This window comes from Streptomyces inhibens (assembly GCF_022221585.1).
Classification (GTDB): Bacteria; Actinomycetota; Actinomycetes; order Streptomycetales; family Streptomycetaceae; genus Streptomyces; species Streptomyces inhibens.
Window position 1 is genome coordinate 3,617,095 of sequence record NZ_CP084681.1, and the last position, 20,401, is coordinate 3,637,495.

General features: G+C 74.7%; 13 protein-coding genes. 11 read left to right on the top strand and 2 right to left on the bottom strand.

Annotation, left to right across the window (positions count from 1 at the left end):
* Positions 1–79 precede the first annotated feature (79 nt).
* The 11 genes from KI385_RS16595 (at position 80) to KI385_RS16645 (ending at position 19,165) form a co-directional block, all read left to right on the top strand.
* Entirely contained in the window at positions 80–1,453 is a 1,374-nt protein-coding gene (locus KI385_RS16595; RefSeq protein ID WP_238572979.1) for a hypothetical protein, read from the top strand.
* A gap of 20 nt (positions 1,454–1,473) precedes the next feature.
* A complete protein-coding gene (locus tag KI385_RS16600) occupies positions 1,474–2,502 on the top strand; it encodes a glutamate ABC transporter substrate-binding protein (protein WP_238572980.1) in 1,029 nt (342 codons plus the stop codon).
* A 183-nt stretch (positions 2,503–2,685) separates the two neighbouring features.
* Positions 2,686–4,011 (top strand): hypothetical protein, encoded by a 1,326-nt coding sequence (locus KI385_RS16605; protein ID WP_238572981.1) that lies wholly within the window; start codon positions 2,686–2,688, stop codon positions 4,009–4,011.
* Complete coding sequence (locus KI385_RS16610; protein WP_238572982.1) at positions 4,008–6,590, top strand: serine/threonine-protein kinase; 2,583 nt, start codon at positions 4,008–4,010, stop codon at positions 6,588–6,590. The genes KI385_RS16605 and KI385_RS16610 overlap by 4 nt, the downstream gene beginning before the upstream one ends.
* A gap of 1 nt (position 6,591) precedes the next feature.
* Entirely contained in the window at positions 6,592–8,058 is a 1,467-nt protein-coding gene (locus tag KI385_RS16615; protein WP_238572983.1) for a PP2C family protein-serine/threonine phosphatase, read from the top strand.
* 47 nt (positions 8,059–8,105) lie between these two features.
* Positions 8,106–9,467, top strand: coding sequence for a VWA domain-containing protein (locus tag KI385_RS16620; RefSeq protein ID WP_238572984.1), 1,362 nt, complete (start codon positions 8,106–8,108; stop codon positions 9,465–9,467).
* 60 nt (positions 9,468–9,527) lie between these two features.
* On the top strand, positions 9,528–11,189 hold the full coding sequence (locus KI385_RS16625; RefSeq protein ID WP_238572985.1) for an FHA domain-containing protein: 1,662 nt from the start codon (positions 9,528–9,530) through the stop codon (positions 11,187–11,189).
* Positions 11,190–11,333: 144 nt separating this feature from the next.
* Positions 11,334–11,738, top strand: coding sequence for a globin (locus KI385_RS16630; RefSeq protein ID WP_128504587.1), 405 nt, complete (start codon positions 11,334–11,336; stop codon positions 11,736–11,738).
* Between the two features lie 150 nt (positions 11,739–11,888).
* Complete coding sequence (locus tag KI385_RS16635; protein ID WP_238572986.1) at positions 11,889–15,311, top strand: FtsX-like permease family protein; 3,423 nt, start codon at positions 11,889–11,891, stop codon at positions 15,309–15,311.
* Between the two features lie 48 nt (positions 15,312–15,359).
* On the top strand, positions 15,360–18,089 hold the full coding sequence (locus tag KI385_RS16640; protein WP_238572987.1) for an FtsX-like permease family protein: 2,730 nt from the start codon (positions 15,360–15,362) through the stop codon (positions 18,087–18,089).
* Positions 18,086–19,165: an ABC transporter ATP-binding protein gene (locus tag KI385_RS16645; RefSeq protein ID WP_238572988.1), complete on the top strand. Its 1,080-nt coding sequence runs from the start codon at positions 18,086–18,088 to the stop codon at positions 19,163–19,165. The genes KI385_RS16640 and KI385_RS16645 overlap by 4 nt, the downstream gene beginning before the upstream one ends.
* A 57-nt stretch (positions 19,166–19,222) precedes the next feature.
* On the opposite strand, the gene KI385_RS16650 is transcribed toward KI385_RS16645, so the two are convergent.
* Both KI385_RS16650 and KI385_RS16655 read right to left on the bottom strand, forming a co-directional pair.
* Positions 19,223–19,969 (bottom strand): DUF8010 domain-containing protein, encoded by a 747-nt coding sequence (locus KI385_RS16650; protein ID WP_238572989.1) that lies wholly within the window; start codon positions 19,967–19,969, stop codon positions 19,223–19,225.
* Positions 19,966–20,400, bottom strand: coding sequence for an acyl-CoA thioesterase (locus tag KI385_RS16655; RefSeq protein WP_425356916.1), 435 nt, complete (start codon positions 20,398–20,400; stop codon positions 19,966–19,968). The genes KI385_RS16650 and KI385_RS16655 overlap by 4 nt, the downstream gene beginning before the upstream one ends.
* Between the last annotated feature and the right edge of the window lies 1 nt (position 20,401).

Sequence of the window (20,401 nt, forward strand, 5' to 3'; positions counted from 1 at the left end):
GCGCCCTCGGGCGCGGTGCGCGGGGGCCGGGCCCGCAGTCAGCGACCTAGGGGGAGGATCTGTGTCGTCCGTGCCGTCCGTGTCGACCAGCAGCGTGCCGGCGCCCGCCTCGGGGCGCCGGCCGGCCTGGGCCGAGGGGCTGGACGAGCTGCGTGCCGCGGCGACGACCGAGCCGGGCCGGCTGCGGGTGATCGGTGCCGTACTCGCCCTGCTGGTGGTGCTGTTCGGTGCGGTCACGGCCTGGCAGATCTCGGACCGGGCGGCGGCCGCTGACGATGTGGTGGAGCGCAGTCAGCCGCTGACCACGGAGGCGGCGAGCATCTACCGTTCGCTGGCGGATGCCGATACGACGGCCGCCGGCGGGTTTCTGGCCGGCGGGGAGGAGAGCAAGGCGACGCGTGAGCGCTATGGCGCCGATATCGCGACGGCGGCGGAGCTGCTGACCAAGGCGTCACAGAGCACCCGGGGTTCGGACGGTGCGGGTGCGCAGATAGCGCGGCTCAACAGGCAGCTGCCGCGCTATACGGGGCTGGTCGAGACGGCGCGGGCGAACAACCGGCAGGGGCTGCCGCTGGGCGGCGCGTATCTGCGGTATGCCAATGAGCAGATGCGTACGGAACTTCTTCCGGCCGCACGGGCGTTGTACGACGCGGAGACGGACCGGCTGGCGGCCGATTACGACGACGCCGAGGCGTGGCCGTGGTTCGCACTGGCGGCCGGGGTGCTGGCGATCGGTGCGCTGGGGTGGGCGCAGCGGCGCCATTACCGGCGCACCAACCGTGTGTTCAACCGGGGGCTTCTGGCCGCGACGGCGGCGTCCGTCGCGGTGCTGTTGTGGCTGGTGGCGGGGCATGCGGTGGCGCGCACGGGGCTGACGGCTTCCTATGAGCACGGCGCCCGGTCGTTGCGGGTGCTCAATGAGGCGCGGATCGATGCGCTGCAGGCGCGCGGGGACGAGAATCTGACGCTGGTGGCGCGCGGTGCGGTGCTGACCGAGGGTCAGCAGGATTTCTACGAGGCGGGCTTTCGTTCGGGGATGAAGGATCTGGCGGGCCCGGGCGACCATGGTGCGGCGGCGGAGAAGAGCAGACTGGGCGCGGCGCTGGCGCTGGCGGACGACGAGGCGGGGCGGGGCCCGGTGCGCGATGCGCTGACGCACGTACGGCAGTGGCAGGCGCGCCATGCCGAGGCGCGGACGGCGGACGACAAGGGTGATTACGACCGGGCGCTGGCGAAGGTGATCGGCGCGGACGGTTCCACCGGTGAGTCCTTCGACCGGGTGGCCGCGGTGCTGCAGAAGGCGCTGGTGCATGAGCAGGCGGAGTTCCGGTCGGCGGCGGACGAGGGGCGCGGGGCGCTGGGCGGGTTGCCGGTGGGCGCCGGGGTACTGGCAGCGTTGGCGGCGGTGGGCGCGGTGCTGGGCATCGGGCGCAGGCTGGCGGAGTACCGGTGATGGGGCCTGGTGATGGGGACATGAGGGTGCGCGCGCGAGGGCTGATGAATCTGCGTGCCGTCCTGGCGCCGGTCGCGGCCGGGATGTGTGTGATGGCGGCGGCCGCGGCCGTGCTGGTGCCGACGCTGGGCAGTGATGCCGAGGACGACGGGCCCGGTCGGGGCGGTCCGTCCTCGCCCGCGGCGACGCATCGTGCCTACGGGCCGGGGGCGGCGCCGGCCTCCCCCGCCCTCGCGAGGTGTACGGCGCAGAACGCGGCGGAGAGTCTGCGGCCGTCGCCGGACGACGGTGCGGCGGTGGAACGGATCAAGGAGAAGGGCCAGTTGGTCGTCGGGGTCGACCAGAACACCTACCGGTGGGGGTATCGCGATCCGGCCACCGGCAAGCTGGAGGGCTTCGACATCGATCTGGCGCGGGCGATCGCCGAGGACATCCTGGGGCCGGATGCCAAGGTCGTCTTCAAGGCGGTGCCGACCAACCAGCGGATGCCCGCACTGCAGAAGCGTTCGGTCGACATGGTGGTGCGGACGATGACGATCAACTGCGCTCGCAAGGAGCAGGTGGCGTTCTCGACCTCGTACTTCCAGGCGGGGCAGCAGGTGCTGGCCCCGAAGACCTCGAAAATCAAGGCGTTCGACGATTCACTGCGCGGCAAGCGGGTGTGCACGGCCGCGGGTTCGACGGGTGAATCGGAGCTGGCGGCGCAGCGGCACGGCGCGCAGGTGCTGACGGTGCCCAATCAGCTCGACTGTCTGGTGCGGCTGCAGCTGGGTGAGGCGGATGCGGTGGTCACGGACAACGCGCTGGCCGCTGCGCAGGCGGCGCAGGATCCGGCGGTGGAGCTGAAGGGGAAGCCGTTCACGGACGAGTCGTACGGAGTGGCGATGAACAAGGACGACACGGATCTGGTGCGGCGGGTCAACAAGGTCCTGGACGACTACCGGGGCGACGGGGACGCCGACAGCCCCTGGATGCGGGCGTACCGCAAGTGGCTGCGGGCCGATATGCCGGGGATATCGGGGCCGCCGTCGCCGGAGTACAGCGACTGATCGCCCGAGGAGCGAGTACCGCGCAGGAACCGCCCCAAGGAGCGGAGTACGTGACGATCGCCCCATGGGGCGGTCCGATGCCGTTCACTATGGGCAGGGATGAGAAAGCGGAAGGAGCCTGACCGCAGCAGCTGCCCGGTCGCAGCAATCGCCGTGCACCGTACGCGTATTGGAGAGTGATCGATGGGGGTCCCTGGACCCTTCCCCGGTTCGCCGGGGAGGCCCGATGCCCCGGTGCTGGGCCGGGAGGAGGTGGATCGCGCCCTGGCGCGGCTCGGCGCCGAGTACGAGGCGATCGAGACCTCGCTGCTCGCCCTGCAGGATCACGCGGGCCGCCGGCTGCTGGAGGGCGCCGATCTGTCGGGCACCACCAAGGAGCGCTGGGCCGCCACGGAGCGGTCCATCACGGTCCTGTGGTCGCTGTTCGACGCCTATACGGCGGTGTTGGAGACGGCGCGTGAGCTGCGGGCGCGGCGGCGCTGGCCGTCGCCCGAGGAGCTGGCGGAGCTGTCGGATCTGCTGCACGGCGAGGGGGTGACGGTGCCGGGTGCGGCCGCGGCGGGCGGCGGTGCGGAGAGCGGCCCGGCCTTGCTGAGCGAGCGGTTCAGCCTGGAGCAACTCGTCGAGCGGATGAACGGGCTCTATGCGCGGTCGCTGGATGTGATCGTCGCGGCCGACGCGGTCTGGTCGGCGCTGCCGGCCCGGATAGATCTGCTGTCCGCCGAGTTGCAGCGGACGCGTTCGCTGGCGCATTCGGTGGGGGTGCGCCCAGGTGAGCATCCGGCGGGTGACGACCTGGAGCGGATCACGGACGAGCTGGTGCGGCTGCGCGCCCAGGTGATCGCGGATCCGCTGGCGTTCTGGGTGTCGTCCTCGACGGGGAGTTCGGCGCCCGGCGGGGGCCGTCCGGACACCGGGCGCTACGACCGTGCGGCCCGTGCGCTGGAGGACATCCGGCGCGAGGTGGCGGCGGTGCTGGATGTGCGGCAGGACGCGGAGCGGCGGCTGATGCAGCTGCGCGACGTGCTCTCCCGCGCCGACCGCACGCTGACCGAGGCGCGGCAGGCCCGTGGCGAGGTGCTGGCGAAGATCGCCGCGTCGGAGGTGCCGGCGGTCAGCGGGCCGTCGATGGCGCTGCACGAGCAGCTGGCGGCGGCTGCCGAGTACCGCAGACGGTCGCAGTGGCACCGGCTCTCGCCGCTGCTGGACAGCCTGGAGGAGCGGGCGGAGGACGAACTCCACCGTGCCCGCGAGTCGTTGACGGCGGTGACCGCGCCGCTCGCGGTGCGTGCCGAGCTGCGCGGCCGGCTGGACGCGTACAAGGCGAAGGTGGCGCGGCACGGGATGGCGGAGGATCCGCTGCTGGTGGAGCGCTACGACGTGGCGCGCCGGATGCTGTGGAGCGCACCGTGCGATCTGCGGGCGGCCGAGCAGGCGGTGTGGCGCTATCAGCAGGCGGCTGCGGAGGCGTTGGTTCCGCAGCAGCTGGAGGGTAAGGGGGACTGGTGACGGAGCGGGCCGACGAGCGCTGCCAGCGGCGGGGCTGCACCGGCGGTTACGAGGATGTCGGCGGCGGTGAGCTGTACTGCGACCTGTGCGGTCTGGCGCCGGTGGTCTCGCCGGGCGGTCTGCTGTCCTCGCCGCCCACGGGTCTGACGGGCCGGGCGCTCACGGGTGCGACGGCCGCCCGCGAGGTGGCCGGGGCGCTGCTGACCATCCCCTCCCCCGCGCCCGGTTCCGCCGGTTCGGCGCCGTCCGGCCGCTCGGCGTCGTCCCGGCGCTCGGTGTCCGGGCGGCTCTCGCGCGCACTGTCCGGCGGCGATCGGACCCGCGACGTATCGGCTGTGTCGGTGCACAGTGCGGGCAGCGGCTCGTCGTCCGGGTCGGCGCGCGGGCGGCTGGGAGCGGGCCTGGTGACGGTGCCGCAGGTGCCGCGGCCCGATCCGCGCACGGCGGTGCTGGAGGATCCGGAGGTCCCCGAACGGAAGCGGTTCTGCAGCCGCGCGGACTGCGGGGCGCCGGTGGGCCGGGCGCGCGGTGAGCAGACGGGCCGTACGGAAGGGTTCTGCACCAAGTGCGGCCATCCGTACAGCTTTGTGCCCAAGCTGCGGGCCGGTGAGCTGGTGCACGGCCAGTACGAGGTCGTGGGCTGTCTGGCGCACGGCGGGCTCGGCTGGATCTATCTGGCGATCGACCGTGCGGTCTCCGACCGGTGGGTGGTGCTCAAGGGGCTGCTGGACACCGGCGACGAGGAGGCGCTGGCGGTCGCGATGTCCGAGCGACGCTTTCTCGCCGAGATCGAGCACGCCAACATCGTGCGGATCTACAACTTCGTGGAGCATCTCGACCGGGCGACGCGCAGCCTCGACGGCTATATCGTCATGGAGTACGTCGGCGGTATGTCGCTCAAGGACATCGCCAACGACCGGCGCACGCCCCAGGGGCGGCGCGATCCGCTGCCCGTCGAGCAGGCCTGTGCGTACGGCATCGAGGCCCTGGAGGCGCTCGGGCACCTCCACAGCCGTGGCCTGCTCTACTGCGACTTCAAGGTCGACAACGCCATCCAGCAGCAGGACCAGCTGAAGCTGATCGACATGGGCGCGGTGCGCAGGATGGACGACCACGAGAGCCCGATCTACGGCACGATCGGCTATCAGGCGCCCGAGATCGCCGAGCTGGGCCCGTCGGTCGCCTCCGACCTGTACACCGTCGCCCGCACCCTCGCCGTGCTCACCTTCGACTTCCAGGGCTATACGAACGTCTTCGCGGACTCGCTGCCCGATCCCGACAACATCGAGGTGTTCCGCACCTACGAGTCGTTCTACCGGCTGCTGGTGCGCGCCACGGACCCGGACCGGGCGCGCCGGTTCGCCACCGCCCAGGAGATGGCCGAGCAGCTGACGGGCGTGCTGCGGGAGGTGGTGGCGCTCCAGTCGGGCGAGCCGCGGCCGGCGCTGTCCTCGCTGTTCGGGCCCGAGCTGCGCGCGGTGGACACCGAGTTGCTGGCCCCGCAGGAGGGCGACAGTTCGCTGCTGGGCGCGCGCGGGGCGGCGCCGGCGCGGCCCGCGGCGCCGGAGTCCGGCGGTCCCGTACTGCGTCCCCTGGATGTGGCCGGCGCCGCCCTCGCGCTGCCGGTGTCGAGGGTGGATCCGGGCGATGCCAACGCCGGGCTCCTGGCCGGGCTGCTGACCGCCGCCCCCGCCGAACTCCTGGCCGCGCTGCGCTCGGCGCCCGCCGACTCGCTGGAGATCCGACTGCGGGAGCTGCGCGCCCGCCTGGAGACGGGCGATGCCGCGGCGGCGCAGGCGGTGCTGGAGGCGATCGCGGCGAAGCCCGCCGAGGAGTGGGCCGCCGCGGGGCGGCGCGGTACGGCGTTCGAGCAGTGGGGCGCCGACTGGCGGGTGGTGTGGCACCGCGGGCTGGTGTCGCTGACCGCCGGGGACCGCGAGAGCGCCGCGCTGGCCTTCGACGCGGTCTACGACGCCTTCCCCGGCGAGCCGGCACCGAAGCTGGCGCTGGGCATCTGCGCGGAGCTGCTGGGGCAGTTGGACAACGCCGTGGAGTACTACCGCCTGGTGTGGGCCACCGACCGCAGCTATGTCAGCGCCGCGTTCGGGCTGGCCCGGGTGCGGCTGGCGGCGGGCGACCGCAGGGGTGCGGTCGAGGCGCTGGAGTCCGTCCCGGAGTCGTCCATCCACTACACCGCGGCGCGGATCGCGGCGATCCGCGCCCGGCTGCGGCAGCGCCCGCCCGGCGATCCGCTGCTGGCGGATCTGCGGGCGGCCGCCGAACAGGTCGAGGCCCTCGCGGACTTCGGCCTGGACGCCGAGCGCCGGGAACAACTCACCACCGAGGTACTGGGTAGTGCCCTGGACTGGGTACTCTCCGGTAGCCACGGTGCCGGGCCGGACGGCGGACCGGCCACCATCGAGCGGCCGACGCTGCTCGGCAGCGCGCTGGACGAGCGGGGGCTGCGGTTCGGCCTGGAGCGGTCGTACCGCCTGCTCGCGCGGCTGGCACAGCGTGGCGAGAAAAGGATCGAACTGGTGGAACGGGCCAACCGCTTCCGCCCCAGGACGTGGGTGTGACATGGGTGTGACTGGGCCGTCCCGGTGTCCGGGGTGCGACGAACCGCTCGATGCGGCGGACAAGTTCTGTGGGCGCTGCGGCGCCGCTCTCCTGGCGCCCGCCGCGCCGTCGGCGTACGGCGCCCCGCCCGCGTACGGCGCCCCTGCCGTACCGCCGATGCCGCCCGCGCCGCCGGTACCGCCCGTACCGCCGGTGCCGCCCGCGCCTGCCGGCCCCGCGGACCCGCCGCCTCCGGACCCGCAGACCCGCCTGTCGTACGGGGGTTACGGGGGGCACGGTGAGGTGGGCGCGCCGCCGGTGCCGGGCCATGCGCCGTCGGTGCCCGGCCCTGCCGCGCCTGCCGGCCCCGCCGCGGTGGCCGACACGCCGCCGCCCGTCGAACCGCCCGTCGACCCCCGCGTCGCCGGATACGAGGCGGTCGCCGACGCCGGTGCGGAATCGGGCGCGGCCGCAGCGGCCGAGGGCACACCCGCAGTGGCTGGGGACGCGTCCACCACGGCCGAGGACGCGTCCACCACGGCCGGGGGCGAGCCCGCCGTCCCCGCCCCGGGCAGCAACCTGTGCACCGCCTGCCGAACCGGCACCGTCGGCCCCGAGGGCTACTGCGAGCACTGCGGCCACACCCGCCCCCGCGAACGCGACCACATGGAGCGCGCATTGGCGGGCATCGCGGCGGTCAGCGACCGGGGCCACCGGCACCACCGCAACGAGGACTTCTTCGCGCTCCGTGCCGCCGCCCTGCCGGACGGCACACCCGCCGTGGTTGCGGTGGTCTGCGACGGGGTCTCCTCGGCGACCCGACCGGACGAGGCGTCCCAGGCGGCGTCCGAGGCCGCCGGCGAGGCGCTGCTGGCGTCGCTGCCGCGCGGTACCCATCCCCAGCAGGCCATGCACGAAGCCATCCTGGCGGCCTCCACAGCGGTCGACGCACTGGCCGCCGACCCGTCCCTGGTGCATGACGAGCAGCGCCAGCAGAACGCCCCGGCCTGCACCTTCGTCGGCGCGGTGGTCGGCGGCGGGCTGCTGACCGTCGGCTGGGTCGGCGACAGCCGCGCCTACTGGATCCCCGACGACCGCACCGCGCCGCCGGCCCGGCTCACCGAGGACGACTCCTGGGCGGCGCAGATGGTCGCCAACAATCTGATGTCCGAGGCCGAGGCGAACGCCGATGAGCGGGCGCACGCCATCACCGGCTGGCTGGGCGCGGATGCGTACGAGGTCGAGCCGCACACCGCAACGTTCAAGCCGGACGGCCCCGGTGTCGTGGTGGTGTGCACGGACGGGCTGTGGAACTACGCCGAGAGCGCGGAGCAAATGGCCGCGGTGCTGCCGTACGACGCTCCCACCAGGCCGCTGAACGGCGCCCGCACGCTGGTCACGCACGCCCTCGACGGCGGCGGGCACGACAACGTCACGGTGGCGCTGGTGCCGTTCCCCGCACCGTCGGGGCGGGAGGGATCGGCCTGACCCGGCCCAAAACCGAATGAGCCGGACTCCGGTGAGGAGCGGAACGGATGGCCAATTTCGCCAAATCCCCTGTGCCGCGTTTCACCGCCGAGGTGTACCAGAACCCCTACCTCCCCGAGGGCGGGCGGGAGGTGCACGCCATTGTCACGGTGACCGCGACCGGGGGCGGCACGACGGGCGGCCGGCCGCTTTCCGTGGGCGACAGCGGCGGGCCGGACGCCGGTGTGGTGATCATGGTCGACTGCTCCGGGTCGATGGACCATCCGCCGACGAAACTGCGCGCCGCACGTGAGGCCACGGCCGCCGCCCTCGACACCCTGCGCGACGGCGTCGCCTTCGCGGTGGTGGCCGGTACGCACCGGGCCACCGAGGTCTACCCAGGCGGCGGCCGGCTGGCGGCGGCCGGTGCGACCACCCGCGCACAGGCCGCGGAGGCGCTGCGCAGGCTGAGTGCGGGCGGCGGTACGGCCATCGGCACCTGGCTGCGGCTGGCCGACCGGCTGCTGTCGTCCGCCGATCTCACCATCCGGCACGCCATCCTGCTCACCGACGGCCGCAATGAGCACGAGTCACCGCAGGATCTGCGCGCCACCCTGGACGACTGCTTCGGGTCCTTCACCTGCGACGCCCGTGGCGTCGGCACGGACTGGGAGGTCAAGGAGGTCACCGGCATCGCCTCGGCGCTGCTGGGGACCGCCGATATCGTCGCCGATCCGGCCGGGCTGACCGCCGATTTCAGGCGGATGATGGCGACGGCGATGGGCAAGGAGGTCGCCGATGTCGCTCTGCGGCTGTGGACCCCGTTGGGCGCCGAGACCGTCTTCGTCAAGCAAGTGGCACCCACCGTGGAGGACTTGACCGGGCGGGGCAGGGAGTCCGGGCCGCGGTCGGCGGACTATCCGACCGGCTCCTGGGGCGACGAGTCCCGCGACTACCACCTCTGTCTACGGGTCCCGGCCGCCGGCATCGGCCGGGAAATGCTGGCCGGCCGTGTGTCATTGATCATTCCCGCGCCGGACGGCCTGCCCTCCCAGGGCGTGCCGCAGACCCCGCCGCGGCCCCCGTCGCAGGGGCTTGTACGGGCCGTATGGACGGACGACATCGCCGCCTCCACATCGATCAATCCACAGGTTGCGCACTACACAGGGCAGGCCGAACTGGCACAAGTCATCCAACAGGGGCTCGATGCACGCAAGTCGGGAGATGTCGACAGCGCGACGGCGAAATTGGGCCGTGCGGTACAGCTGGCCGATGCCTCGGGGAACGCGGCGACTGCGAAACTCCTTGCGAAGGTGGTGGTCGTCGTCGATGCGACGACCGGTACTGTGCGACTGAAGGCGAAGGTCGCCGAGGCGGACGAGATGACTCTCGAAACCCGCTCGACGAAAACCGTTCGCGTAAAGAAATAGCTACGAAAAGTACCGAGCAGTACCACCGAAGGAACACGGTACGGAGGGGGAAGAACCGACATGCCGACCTGCCCGAGCGGCCACCAGTCGGTGGCCGAAGACTGGTGCGAGGTGTGCGGCCAGCGGATGGCGGGTGCTGTCCCCCCGCCGCCCTCCCTGCCTGCCGGCTTCCTGAACACCCCGCCCAGCCAGCCGACCGGCCAGCCCGGCCCGCCGCCGGGGCAGCCCGGCCCGCCGCAGGGCCAGCCCGGCTCGCCGCCCGGCGGCTTCGCGCCCGGCCCGGGTGGTCCCGGACTCGGTGGCCCGGGACCCGGTGCTCCTGACATGCAGGGCGGTCAGGGCGGCTATGGCTTCCCGCCGCCCGCGCCGGGCCCCGGTGGCCCCGGTCCCGGTCCCGGTCCCGGCACCCAGGGTGGCCAGGGCGGTTACGGCTTCCCGCCGCCCGCGCCAGGCCCCGGACCCGGCCAGGCCGCACCGAGCGAGCTGTGCCCGCAGTGCCGTACGCCGCGCGAGTCGATGGCGCCGTTCTGTGAGGAGTGCCGCTACAACTTCCTCACCAACTCCCCGACGTCCTACGCCCCGCCGCCCACCCAGCAGCCCGGCCCGCCGCCCGGCATGCCCGGCCCCGGTGGCCCTGGTACGCAGGGCGGTCAGGGTGGCTACGGCTTCCCGCCGCCCGCGCCCGGCCCCGGCCCCCAGGGCGGCCAGGGTGGTTACGGCTTCCCGCCGCCGCAGCAACAGCCGCAGCAGCAGGGCATGCCCCCCGGCTTCCCCGACCAGCCCGGCCCTGGCGGCTTCCCTGACCAGCCCGGACCCGGCGGCTTCCCCGGCCAGCCCGGCCCGCCGCCCGGCATGCCCGGCCCCGGCCCGGCCGGTCAGCCCGGACCGCCGCCGCAGCAGCAGGGTGGCGACGACTGGACGCTGAACCCGCCGAGCGCCCAGGGCGCGCCCCCGCCGATGGCACCCGCGCCGCCCGGCCCCGGCCCGCAGGCCCCCTTCGAGCAGCAGCAGCCCGCGCCGTTCCCGCCGCAGCAGCCGGGTCCGTACGAGCAGCAGCAGCCCCAGGCCCCGTACGAGCAGCAGCAGCCACCGTTCGAGCAGCAGCAGCCCGGCCTGTACGAGCAGCAGCCGCCCGGCCTGTACGAGCAGCAGCCGCCGCAGGCGCCGTACGAGCAGCAGATGCCGCCACAGGCCCCGTACGAGCAGCAGCAGATGCCGCCGCAGCAGCAGCCCGGACCTGACCAGCAGTGGCACGGCGGTCCCGGCCCCGGCCAGGTTCCCGCGGCGCCGCCGCAGGGTCCGCCGCCGGTCGTCGGTGTCGGCTGGGTGGTGGCGATCGCGCCGGACCGCGAGTACTTCATGGCGATGATGGGCCGCAGCGGCCCGGAGGCGGCGGGGCTCAACCTGCCCGCGTACTCCCCCGAGCAGGTGCTCCCGCTCGCCAACGGTCAGATCGCGGTCGGCCGCCGCCGGAACAGCACCGGCGAGGCCCCGGACATCGATCTGGGCAGTGCGCCGGAGGACCCGGGTGTCTCGCACCAGCACGCGCTGCTGGTGCAGCAGCAGGACGGCAGCTGGGCGGTGGTGGACCAGAACTCCACCAACGGCACGACGATCAACCTCGCCGAGGACCCCATCCAGCCCTATGTGCCGGTGCCGCTCCATGAGGGCGACCGGGTGCATGTCGGTGCCTGGACGACGCTGACCGTCCGCCGGGGCTGACCCGCCGGCCGGTCGACGAGCGAACCCGGGGCGTGATCAACCGATCACGCCCCGGCCGCGTTTCCGGGCCGCCGCCGGCCCCCTCTCCGGCCGCTGCGTCCTACGACCGAAGTCCTCGGCCGGGGCGTCTGCCACCATGGACGGGTGAACAAGATTCCGCGCGGCACGCTTCAGGAGCAGACCTTCTACGAACAGGTCGGTGGCGAGGAGACCTTCCGCCGTCTGGTGCACCGCTTCTACCAGGGAGTCGCCGAGGACCCGCTGCTGCGGCCGATGTACCCGGAGGAGGACCTGGGCCCGGCCGAGGAGCGGCTTGCGCTCTTCCTCATGCAGTACTGGGGCGGCCCCCGTACGTACAGCGACGGCCGCGGTCACCCCCGGCTGCGGATGCGGCATGCCCCGTTCACCGTCGACCGGGCCGCGCACGACGCCTGGGTGCGGCACATGCGGGACGCGGTGGACTCCCTCGGGCTGCCCGAGGAACACGAAACGCAGCTGTGGAACTACCTCACGTACGCGGCCGCTTCGATGATCAACGCCGCGGACTGAGGAACGCGTCACACCTGCCGGCCCGACCGGACCGGCCCATCACGATCCGGTCAAGCACCCCGCAAACCGCTCACCCGGCCTCCTGCCCTCTGACAGCATCCGATCAACTGTTTGGTACTGATCGGTGCTGCGCGCGGCAGGGGGGTGTCCGTGTCCGGCTTTGTCTTTCTGCGGGTGCGCGCACACCGCCTGCTGCTGGCTGCCGCGCTGCTGTCGGTGCTGCTCACCGCCACCGTGCTGGCGACGCTCGCCGCCTTCTCCGACGCGGTCGGGGACGCCGGGCTGCGGCAGGCACTGGAGACCCGTCCCCAAGCTCTCAGCTCCGTTCGAGCAGGGGAGACCCCAACGGCGGCGGCCGCCGCGCTCCAGGTGAAGGCCCAACTTCCCGCGGACACACGATTGTCCGCGGACCGGGCGGTCGCCAAGGGCGCCCGGCGGGCCTTCGACGGGCTGCCGTTCACGGTGCGCACGCTGACCCGCTCCGGGCCGTACGCACTGCCCCGCGCACCGCGGTCACCGTCGGCCCGCAAGGGTGAGCCGGATCTCACCCATCTCGCGGCCCTGGACCGCTCCCGCCTCACGCTCACCGCGGGGCGCTGGCCCACGCCCGGCGCGCACGGCCCGCTGCCCGTCGCCGTCCCGGAAGCCGCGGCCGCCCGGCTGGGGATCAAGCCCGGCCGCCGCCTCACCCTCGACAACCGGCTGTCGGGCCCCGCCCGTCTGACGATCGAGGTCACCGGTGTCTACCGGCCCAAGGACCGCACCGACCCGTACTGGAAGCTCGACGATCTCGGCGGACGCGGGGTGCGCTCCCTCGGCTTCACCACGTACGGGCCGCTGTTCACCGACCCGGCGGCGTTCCACGGCGGGCCGCTGGTCCAGGACTCGGTCGGCTGGCTCGCCACCGCCGACTTCCGCGCGCTCACCGCGGACCGGCTGGACGCGCTGAGCGCCGCCGCCGGCCCGGCCCCCAAGGCGCTGATGGCCGATCCGGCGTTCGCGGGCCGGGCCATCGCCACCACCGATCTGCCCGATGCGGTGGGGCAGTTGCAGCGGGCGCTGCTGGTGAACCGTTCGACGATCCTGATCGTCGCGCTCCAGCTGATCCTGCTCGCCGGCTACGCCCTGCTGCTGGTCGCCCGGATGCTGAGCACCGAACGGACCGGCGAGACGGCGCTGCTGCGGGCCCGTGGCGCCTCCCGGCGGCGGATCGGCGGACTGGCCCTCGCCGAGTCACTGCTGCTGGCGGCCCCGGCCGCGGTCGGCGCGCCGCTACTGACCGGCCCACTGATGCATCTGCTGGCCGGTCGCGGCGCCCTGGCCCGGATCGGGCTGCCGCTGGACACCCGGCTCACCGGCACGGCCTGGCTGACCGGTATCGGCGTGGCGCTGGGCTGCGCCCTCGCGGTCGCCGCGCCCGCCCTGCTGCGGGCGGGCGGCGACGATCCGCAGCGCCGACGGGCGCGGACGCTGCCCGGTGCGGTCCGGGCGGGCGCGGACGTCGGGCTGCTGGTGATCGCCGGCGTCGCGTACTGGCAGCTCCAGCGGCAGACGGCGGGCGGCGACGGCTCGGACGACGGCGCGGGCGGCGGGGTGCTGACCGGGGACACCACCGGCCGACTCGGTATCGACCCGGTGCTGGTGGCCGCCCCGGCGCTGGCGCTGCTGGCCGGTACGGTGCTGACGCTGCGGCTGCTGCCGCTCGCCGCCCGGATCGCCGAGCGGGGCGCGGCCGGCGGCCGGGGCCTGGCCGCGGCGCTGGCCGGCTGGCAGATCAGCCGCCGCAACCGCGCCGCGGGCCCCGTGCTGCTGCTAGTGCTGGCCACCGCGCTGGGCATGCTGGCGATCGGCCAGGGCGCGTCCTGGGACCGTTCGCAGGACGATCAGGCGGACTTCCGGGCGGGCGCGGCGGTGCGCGTACTGGCCAGCAGGACCCCGCAGTTGGGGCAGGGCGGCGCGTATGCGCAGGTGCCGGGGGTGGCCGCGGCGCTGCCCGCCGGGCAGGTCGGCCTGGAGCTGTCGGACGGCCGGACCTCCTCGCTGCTCGCCCTGGACGCCCGGGGGGCGGCGGGGGCACTGCTGCTGCGCGGCGATCTGGCGGGCGGCGGCGCGGACGACGGCACGGGCGCGGCGACGGACGGTGTGCTGCGCGGGGTGGCGCCGAAGGACCGCGCGCCCGTAGGAGTGGAACTCCCCGCGCGGACCGACCGGTTACGGCTGACCGCCACCCTGCGCTCCCTCAAGGCGCTGCCGCCCGCCCCCGGCCAGGATGCCGAGGCGCACGGCATCGGGCCTGTGCACGACACCGGGCCGGTGCCCGCGACCCTCTCCGCCCAGGTCACCGACCGCTTCGGCGTCCCGTACACCCTGCCGCTGGGCCCGCTCGCGGCCGACGGCAGGCCGCACACCCTCGATGCGGACATCGCCGCCGCGGCCGGTGCCCCGGCGGGCCGCCCGGCCGAGCCGCTGCGGCTGACCGGGCTCGTCGTCGACCTGGACCAGACACCGGTCTCGCACCGCCAGCAGCTCACCGTCACCACCGCGCGGGCCGTCACCGCGCAGGGTGCCGTCCGGCCGCTCGTCGCGCCCTCCCACCTCGCCTGGAAGGCGCGGATCACCGACAAGAGCAGTTCCGTGGGCGAGCCGTTCGGCCCCAGGGCGGGCCGGTCCGGGGTTCCCGCCGGCGGTCTGCTGTCGCAGACGTACGACAGCGGCGCCAAGAGTGAGTGGGGCGGGTCGATGACGACGGTACGGATCACCGCCGGGCACCCCGCCCGTCCGCCGCTCGCCGCCGTGGCCACCGACGCCTTTCTGCGGGACAGCGGGTCGAAGGTCGGCTCCACCATCGACGTGCCGGTCAACGGGCAGCCGTTGAAGGCGAAGATCGTACGGGCGGTGCGGGCGCTGCCGGGCCCGGCGGACAGCGCGCCGGCCACCGGCGGACTGCTGGCCGACTTCGGCGCCGTCAACGAGGCGCTGTCCGATCGCGGTGCCCCGCCACTGGCCGCCACCGAGTGGTGGCTGCGCCCCGAGCCAGGGGCCGCGGCCGGGGTCGTCGACGCGCTGCGGGCACGCCCGGACACCGACCCGGGCCAGGTCCTGGTCCGCGACGAGATCGCCCGGCAGCTGCACGACGATCCGCTGGGGGCCGGCCCGCAGACCGCGCTGACCGCCGCCGCGGCGGTCGCGGTGGCGCTGGCCGCGGTCGGCTTCGCGGTCAGCGCCGCCGGGTCGGTCCGCGAACGGGCCAGGGAATTCGCCGTCCTACGGGCCCTGGGCGCGCCACGCCCGCAGCTGGCGCGGATGATCGCCGCCGAGCAGGGCGTACTGATCGCGCTGGCGCTGGCCGTCGGTTGGGCGCTGGGGACGGTGCTGACCCGGGCGGTCGTCCCGTTGATCGTGCTGACCGAGCAGGCGAGCCGGCCGGTGCCGCCGGTGCTGGTGGAGCTGCCGGCCGGCCGGGTCGTGGTGCTGCTGGCGGCGGTCGCGGCCGTTCCGCTGCTGGTCGTCGCGGTCGTCGGGCTGCGCCGCGGCGACCCGGTGCAGGACCTGCGCAGCCAAGGAGCGCTGTGAGATGACGATGCTGCCGCGCGCCCGGCCGGCCCTGCGGGGTGAGGGCCGGTGAACGCGCTCACCTGGACGGGCTGGCTCCGTGTCCGACTGCGTACGGCCCGCGCGGCAGCCCTGGCGCTGGGCGCCCTGGTGCTGGTCACGGCGTTCCTCGCGGCGGCGTTCCCGCGTGGTGTGGACGCGTACGAGACCCGCGGCGTGCGCCATGCCCTGGCCTCGGTGCCGCCCGACCAGCGGACGGTGGAGATCACCGTCTCGCGGGGCGACCTGACCGGCGTCGATCCGGCGGCCGAGTACGGTGCGGCGGAGCTGGCCCGCCAGGACCGGGCGATCCGGGGCGGGTTCAGCGCCCCGCTGCGGATCGCCGAGGACCGGTCCCTGTACGGCGTACGCACCACCAAGTCGCTGGACGCGCCGGATTCCTGGCTGCCCCGGCCCGACGGGGTCGCTCCCGGCCTCTCGCTGTACGCGGTGTCCGGCCTCGGCCGGCACGCCACGCTCACCGAGGGCCGGCTGCCGCACGGCGCCGCCCCGGAAGCGGGCGCCCTGGAGGCGGCGGTGACCGTCGCCACCGCCCGGACCCTCAAGCTGCGCGTCGGCAGCGAACTGCACCTGGAGGGCCGCACGGTACGGATCTGCGGGCTGCTCACCCCGCGCGACCCCGACGGCGCCTACTGGGCCGTGGATCCGCTGATGGCCACCGCCCGCCAGGATGTGACGGAGGGCGTTCCGTCACACAGGTTCTGGCGCGCCGGTCTGCTGCTCTCCCCGCAGGACGGTCCGGAACTGCTGTCCACCGAGGGCGAGCCGGAGAAGTTCTGGCGCTACCCGGTCGACGCGAGCGCGCTGACCGCCCATGACGCCCCGCTGCTGCGGGACCGGCTGCTCTCCCTCGAACACGGCGCGGCGCTCGCCCGGTTGCGCTCCGTGGCGGGCAGTGGCGCGCTGGCCGACAGCGCGGTGGACGGCCTGCTGGACGCGTTCGCGCGGATGCGGGCGGCGATCGCGCCGGTCATCGCGGTGGCCGCGTTCGGGATCGGCACCGTCGCGGGTGTCGTGCTGCTGATGACCGGTGCGCTGACCGCGGCCCGCCGGCGCGAGGAGCTGGCGCTGCTGCGGGCCCGCGGCGCGTCGCTGGTGGGGCTGGTCGGGCGGCTGGCTGCGGAGACCGCCGCGGTGGCGCTGCCCGCGGCCGCGGCCGGCGGGGGCCTCGCACTGCTGCTGGTGCCCGGGGAGCGGGTGCTGCCCTCGCTGCTGGCGGCCGCCGGGACCGGGCTGCTGGGCACGCTCGCGCTGCCGCTGCGGGCCGCCGCCGCGCACCGCCGCCCACGGCCCGCCGCACGCGCCGACCTGGTGCGCGCCCGCCCCTCCCGGCGCCGTACGGTCGCCGAACTGACCGTGCTGGTACTGGCGGTGGGCGCGGTGGTCGCGCTGCGCCGCCGGAGCACGGCGGCCGGCGGCGTGGACGCCCTGGTCAGCGCCGCCCCGGTCCTCGTCGCTGTGATCGCCGTCCTGGTCCTGATGCGGCTCTACCCGCTGCCCCTGCGGCTGGCGGCCCGCCCCGCCGCCCGCTCCGCCGGGCTGATCGGCTTTCTCTCGCTGGCCCGCGCGGGCCGCGCCCCGGCGACCGCCGGGCTGCCGCTGCTGGCCCTCCTGGTGGCGCTGACCACCGCGTCCTTCGGCGGCTCGGTGCTCGCCGGGGTCGCCACGGCCCGCGATCACGCGGCGCTGACCGCGGTCGGGGCCGAGGCCCGTATCTCCGCCGACAAGCCCCTGCCCGAGGAGCTGCGGAAGGCCGTCGCGAAGGTGCCGGGTGTCGAGGACGCGGTACCGATCCGTATCGACGTCCAGGCCGCCGACGACAGCGGTCCGCCCCTCTATCTGGTCGTCGCCGACGCCGATGCGTACGCCCGGCTCGCCCGCGCCACCGGCCTGGGCGCCTTCTCCGCCCGGGACTTGGCCGACCCCGGCGGCGACCGGCCACTGCCCGCGATCGTCTCCCCCGGCGTCCTCGCCCGCTTCGGGCGCGCCCCGATGGCCCTGCAACCGGAGTTCGGCCGGCTCGTGGTCCGTCCGAAGGCGGTACGCGCCGACACCCCCGCCCAGCCCGGCGGCGACTTCGTCCTGATCAACGCCAGGAGCGTCGCCCGTCTCCACCCCGACACCTACGCCGACCCCGCCACCGGCGCCTCCGTCCTGCTGCTGTCCGGACGCTCCCTGGACGCACCGGCGCTGCGCGCCGCCGTCCGCGCGCACACCCCGGCGTCGCTCCCCACCCATCTGGCCCTGCGCGCCGCCGAACGCGCCAAGCTCGCCGATTCGCCGCTCCAGCAGGGCGCGGAACGCCTCTACACCGCCGCCGTCGCGGCCGGCGCCGGCTTCGCGCTGCTGGCCCTGCTGCTCTCCCTCCTCCAGGCCGCGCCCCAGCGCACCCAACTCCTGGCCAGGCTGCGCACGATGGGCCTGACGCCCGCCCAGGGGCGGCGCCTGATGGTCCTGGAAGCGCTGCCGCAGGCGCTGCTCGCGGCCCTGGGCGGCGCGCTGGCCGGCGCCGCCGCGATCCGGCTGCTCGGCCCCGGTATGGATCTCACCCCGCTCGCCCTGCCCGGTTCCCCGGGCGGCGGCGGGGCGGGCACCGTACGACTGCAATCCGATCCCGCGTCCCTGCTGCTGCCGTCGGCGGGCGTGGTCGCCCTGGCCCTGGCCGTGGTGCTGGCCCAGGCATGGCTGAGCGAACGACGGCGCGAGAGCACCGAGTTGAGAGCGGGGGACACCCGATGACCAGGCGGCCCGATGACGTCACTCCGGCGGCGAGCGATCCGGTGGCCGCCCGGCCCCGGCCCGCCGCGCCCGCCGGCCTCGCCGAGCTGGAGCGGCGCGCGGCGTCCCGGCGCGGACAGCCCTCCTACGGGCATGACGCGCTGATCGCCTGCGACCGGCTGGTGCGGGTCTTCACCACCGACGGCGTCGAGGTGCAGGCGCTGCAGGGGCTCGATCTGCTGGTCGCGGAGGGTGAGTTGATGGCGCTGGTGGGGGCGTCCGGCAGCGGCAAGTCCACCCTGATGAACATCCTCGCGGGCCTGGACGTGCCGACCGCGGGCGCCGCCAAGGTCGCCGGCCGCGATCTGCTGACGATGGACGCCAAGGCCCGGCTCGGTTACCGCCGCGACGTGGTCGGCTTCGTCTGGCAGCAGACCGCCCGCAACCTCCTGCCGTATCTGACCGCCCTGCAGAACGTCACCCTGCCGATGCAGCTGCGCGGTGGCCGGCGGCGCGCTGCCCGTACGAAGGCGGCCGAGGAGCTGCTGTCGATGCTCTCCCTCGACCACTGCCGGGACCGCCGTCCGCACCAGCTCTCCGGCGGCGAGCAGCAGCGCACCGCCATCGCGGTGGCGCTCGCCAACACCCCGTCCGTGCTGCTGGCCGACGAGCCGACCGGTGAGCTGGACTCGCACACCGCCGAGCAGGTCTTCACGGCCTTCCGTACCGCCAACGAGGAGCTCGGGACCACGATCGTGATCGTCACCCATGACCAGGCGGTGGCGAGCGAGGTACGGCGCACCGTCGCGATCCGCGACGGACGTACGTCCTCGGAGGTGCTGCGGCGCACCGAGCGGGACGCCGCGACCGGCCAGGAGTCGCTGGTCGCGCGCGAATACGCGATGCTCGACCGCGCGGGCCGGCTCCAGCTGCCCGCGGAGTACACCAGCAGCCTGGGCATGGAGCACCGGGTCCTGCTGGAGCTGGAGAGCGATCACATCGGGGTGTGGCCGGACCGTACGGCTGATGGCGCGGGGCGGGGGCGGGGCGGTGCCGAGGAGAGTGGTGCCGCGGAGGACGGCGGCGAGGCCTCGTGAGCGCGTCGGGCGTGCGTGATCACCGGGCCGGGCGTGACCGCCGGGCCGGGCGGCCTCTCAGACCGGCGTGACCGTGAGCCCCGACAGCCCCGTGAGCCCCGCCGGTCCGCCCGTCCGCACGGCGATCGAGCCGTACGGGGTGCTCAGCCGCAGCCAGCCGCCGGCGGCGAGCAGACTCAACGGCTGGGACGAAGGCTGCGGCCCGCCGTGAGGCTGTGCCTGCGGGGCGTGCGCGCCGTGGCCCCCGACGAGCGCTCCGGCCCGCGCCGGCCGCAGAAAGCCCAGCGACTGGGCGGCATGCGCGGCACGCAGCGGGAGGTGGGTGTCGCCGAGGGTGCGCGACCAGATCTCCCGGCCGATGCGGTCCCGTTCGGTGCGGGTGCGGTGCTGGGGCGGCAGCGCCTCGTCACGGGCGCGGAATTCGGCGACCGCGGCGGCCACCGCACGCACCAGCGCCTCGGGCGCCGGCAGCCCGGGCACCCGCTGCCAGCCGCCGCGCGGCGGCAGCAGCCCGGTCCACGGCGGGCCGGTGACCGCGGCGGGCACGGTCAGCGCGCCCGCCGGCTCGTCGATGCCGTCGAGGAGCTCACCGGCCGAGACCGTGATGTCCAGGCCGAGGTCCTCGGCGAGCCGCGCGGTACGGATCGCCAGCACCTCGAAGGACGGCGGGCGGCCGAATACGGCGAGGACACCGCCGCCGGCCTGCAGCCGTACCGCCGCGGCCCGGTCGTAGTGGATCAGCCGGGCGAGGAAGGCGGCGAGATCCGCCGCCTCCCCGGCATCGGCCAGGTGCAGCGCCGTCATACCGCGACGGCCCCGTCCTGGTGCGAGGCGTCGGCCAGATACTCCTTGAGGACCGTCTTCTCCTCCACGGTGAGGCGGCGCGGACGCTCCTCGGAGAAGTTGTACGGGACGACGACGGTCGAGGCCCGCAGGTAGAGGTTGTCCTCGTCCTTGACCTCGTAGCCGACCGTCATCGACGCGGCGCTGATCTTCGTCACCCACAACTCGATGGTGACCGGCGTGGGCCGGTGCACCAGCGGCCGCACATAGTCGATCTCGTGCCGGGCGACCACCGAGCCGCCCGTGAACGACGGGCTGCCGCCCCCCGGCGCCAGCCGGCGCATGAAATCGATCCGCGCCTCTTCGAGGTAGCGGACGAACACCGCGTTGTTGACATGGCCGAACGCGTCCATGTCCGACCAGCGCAGGGGGCAGGAGTAGAGGTGTCGCACG

Excerpts from the sequence above, each read along its gene's own strand:
- KI385_RS16605 (WP_238572981.1), top strand. The coding sequence starts at position 2,686 with ATGGGGGTCCCTGGACCCTTCCCCGGTTCGCCGGGGAGGCCCGATGCC.
- KI385_RS16600 (WP_238572980.1), top strand. The coding sequence starts at position 1,474 with ATGAGGGTGCGCGCGCGAGGGCTGATGAATCTGCGTGCCGTCCTGGCG.
- KI385_RS16625 (WP_238572985.1), top strand. The coding sequence starts at position 9,528 with ATGCCGACCTGCCCGAGCGGCCACCAGTCGGTGGCCGAAGACTGGTGC.
- KI385_RS16650 (WP_238572989.1), bottom strand. The coding sequence starts at position 19,969 with ATGACGGCGCTGCACCTGGCCGATGCCGGGGAGGCGGCGGATCTCGCC.
- KI385_RS16615 (WP_238572983.1), top strand. The coding sequence starts at position 6,592 with ATGGGTGTGACTGGGCCGTCCCGGTGTCCGGGGTGCGACGAACCGCTC.
- KI385_RS16645 (WP_238572988.1), top strand. The coding sequence starts at position 18,086 with ATGACCAGGCGGCCCGATGACGTCACTCCGGCGGCGAGCGATCCGGTG.
- KI385_RS16620 (WP_238572984.1), top strand. The coding sequence starts at position 8,106 with ATGGCCAATTTCGCCAAATCCCCTGTGCCGCGTTTCACCGCCGAGGTG.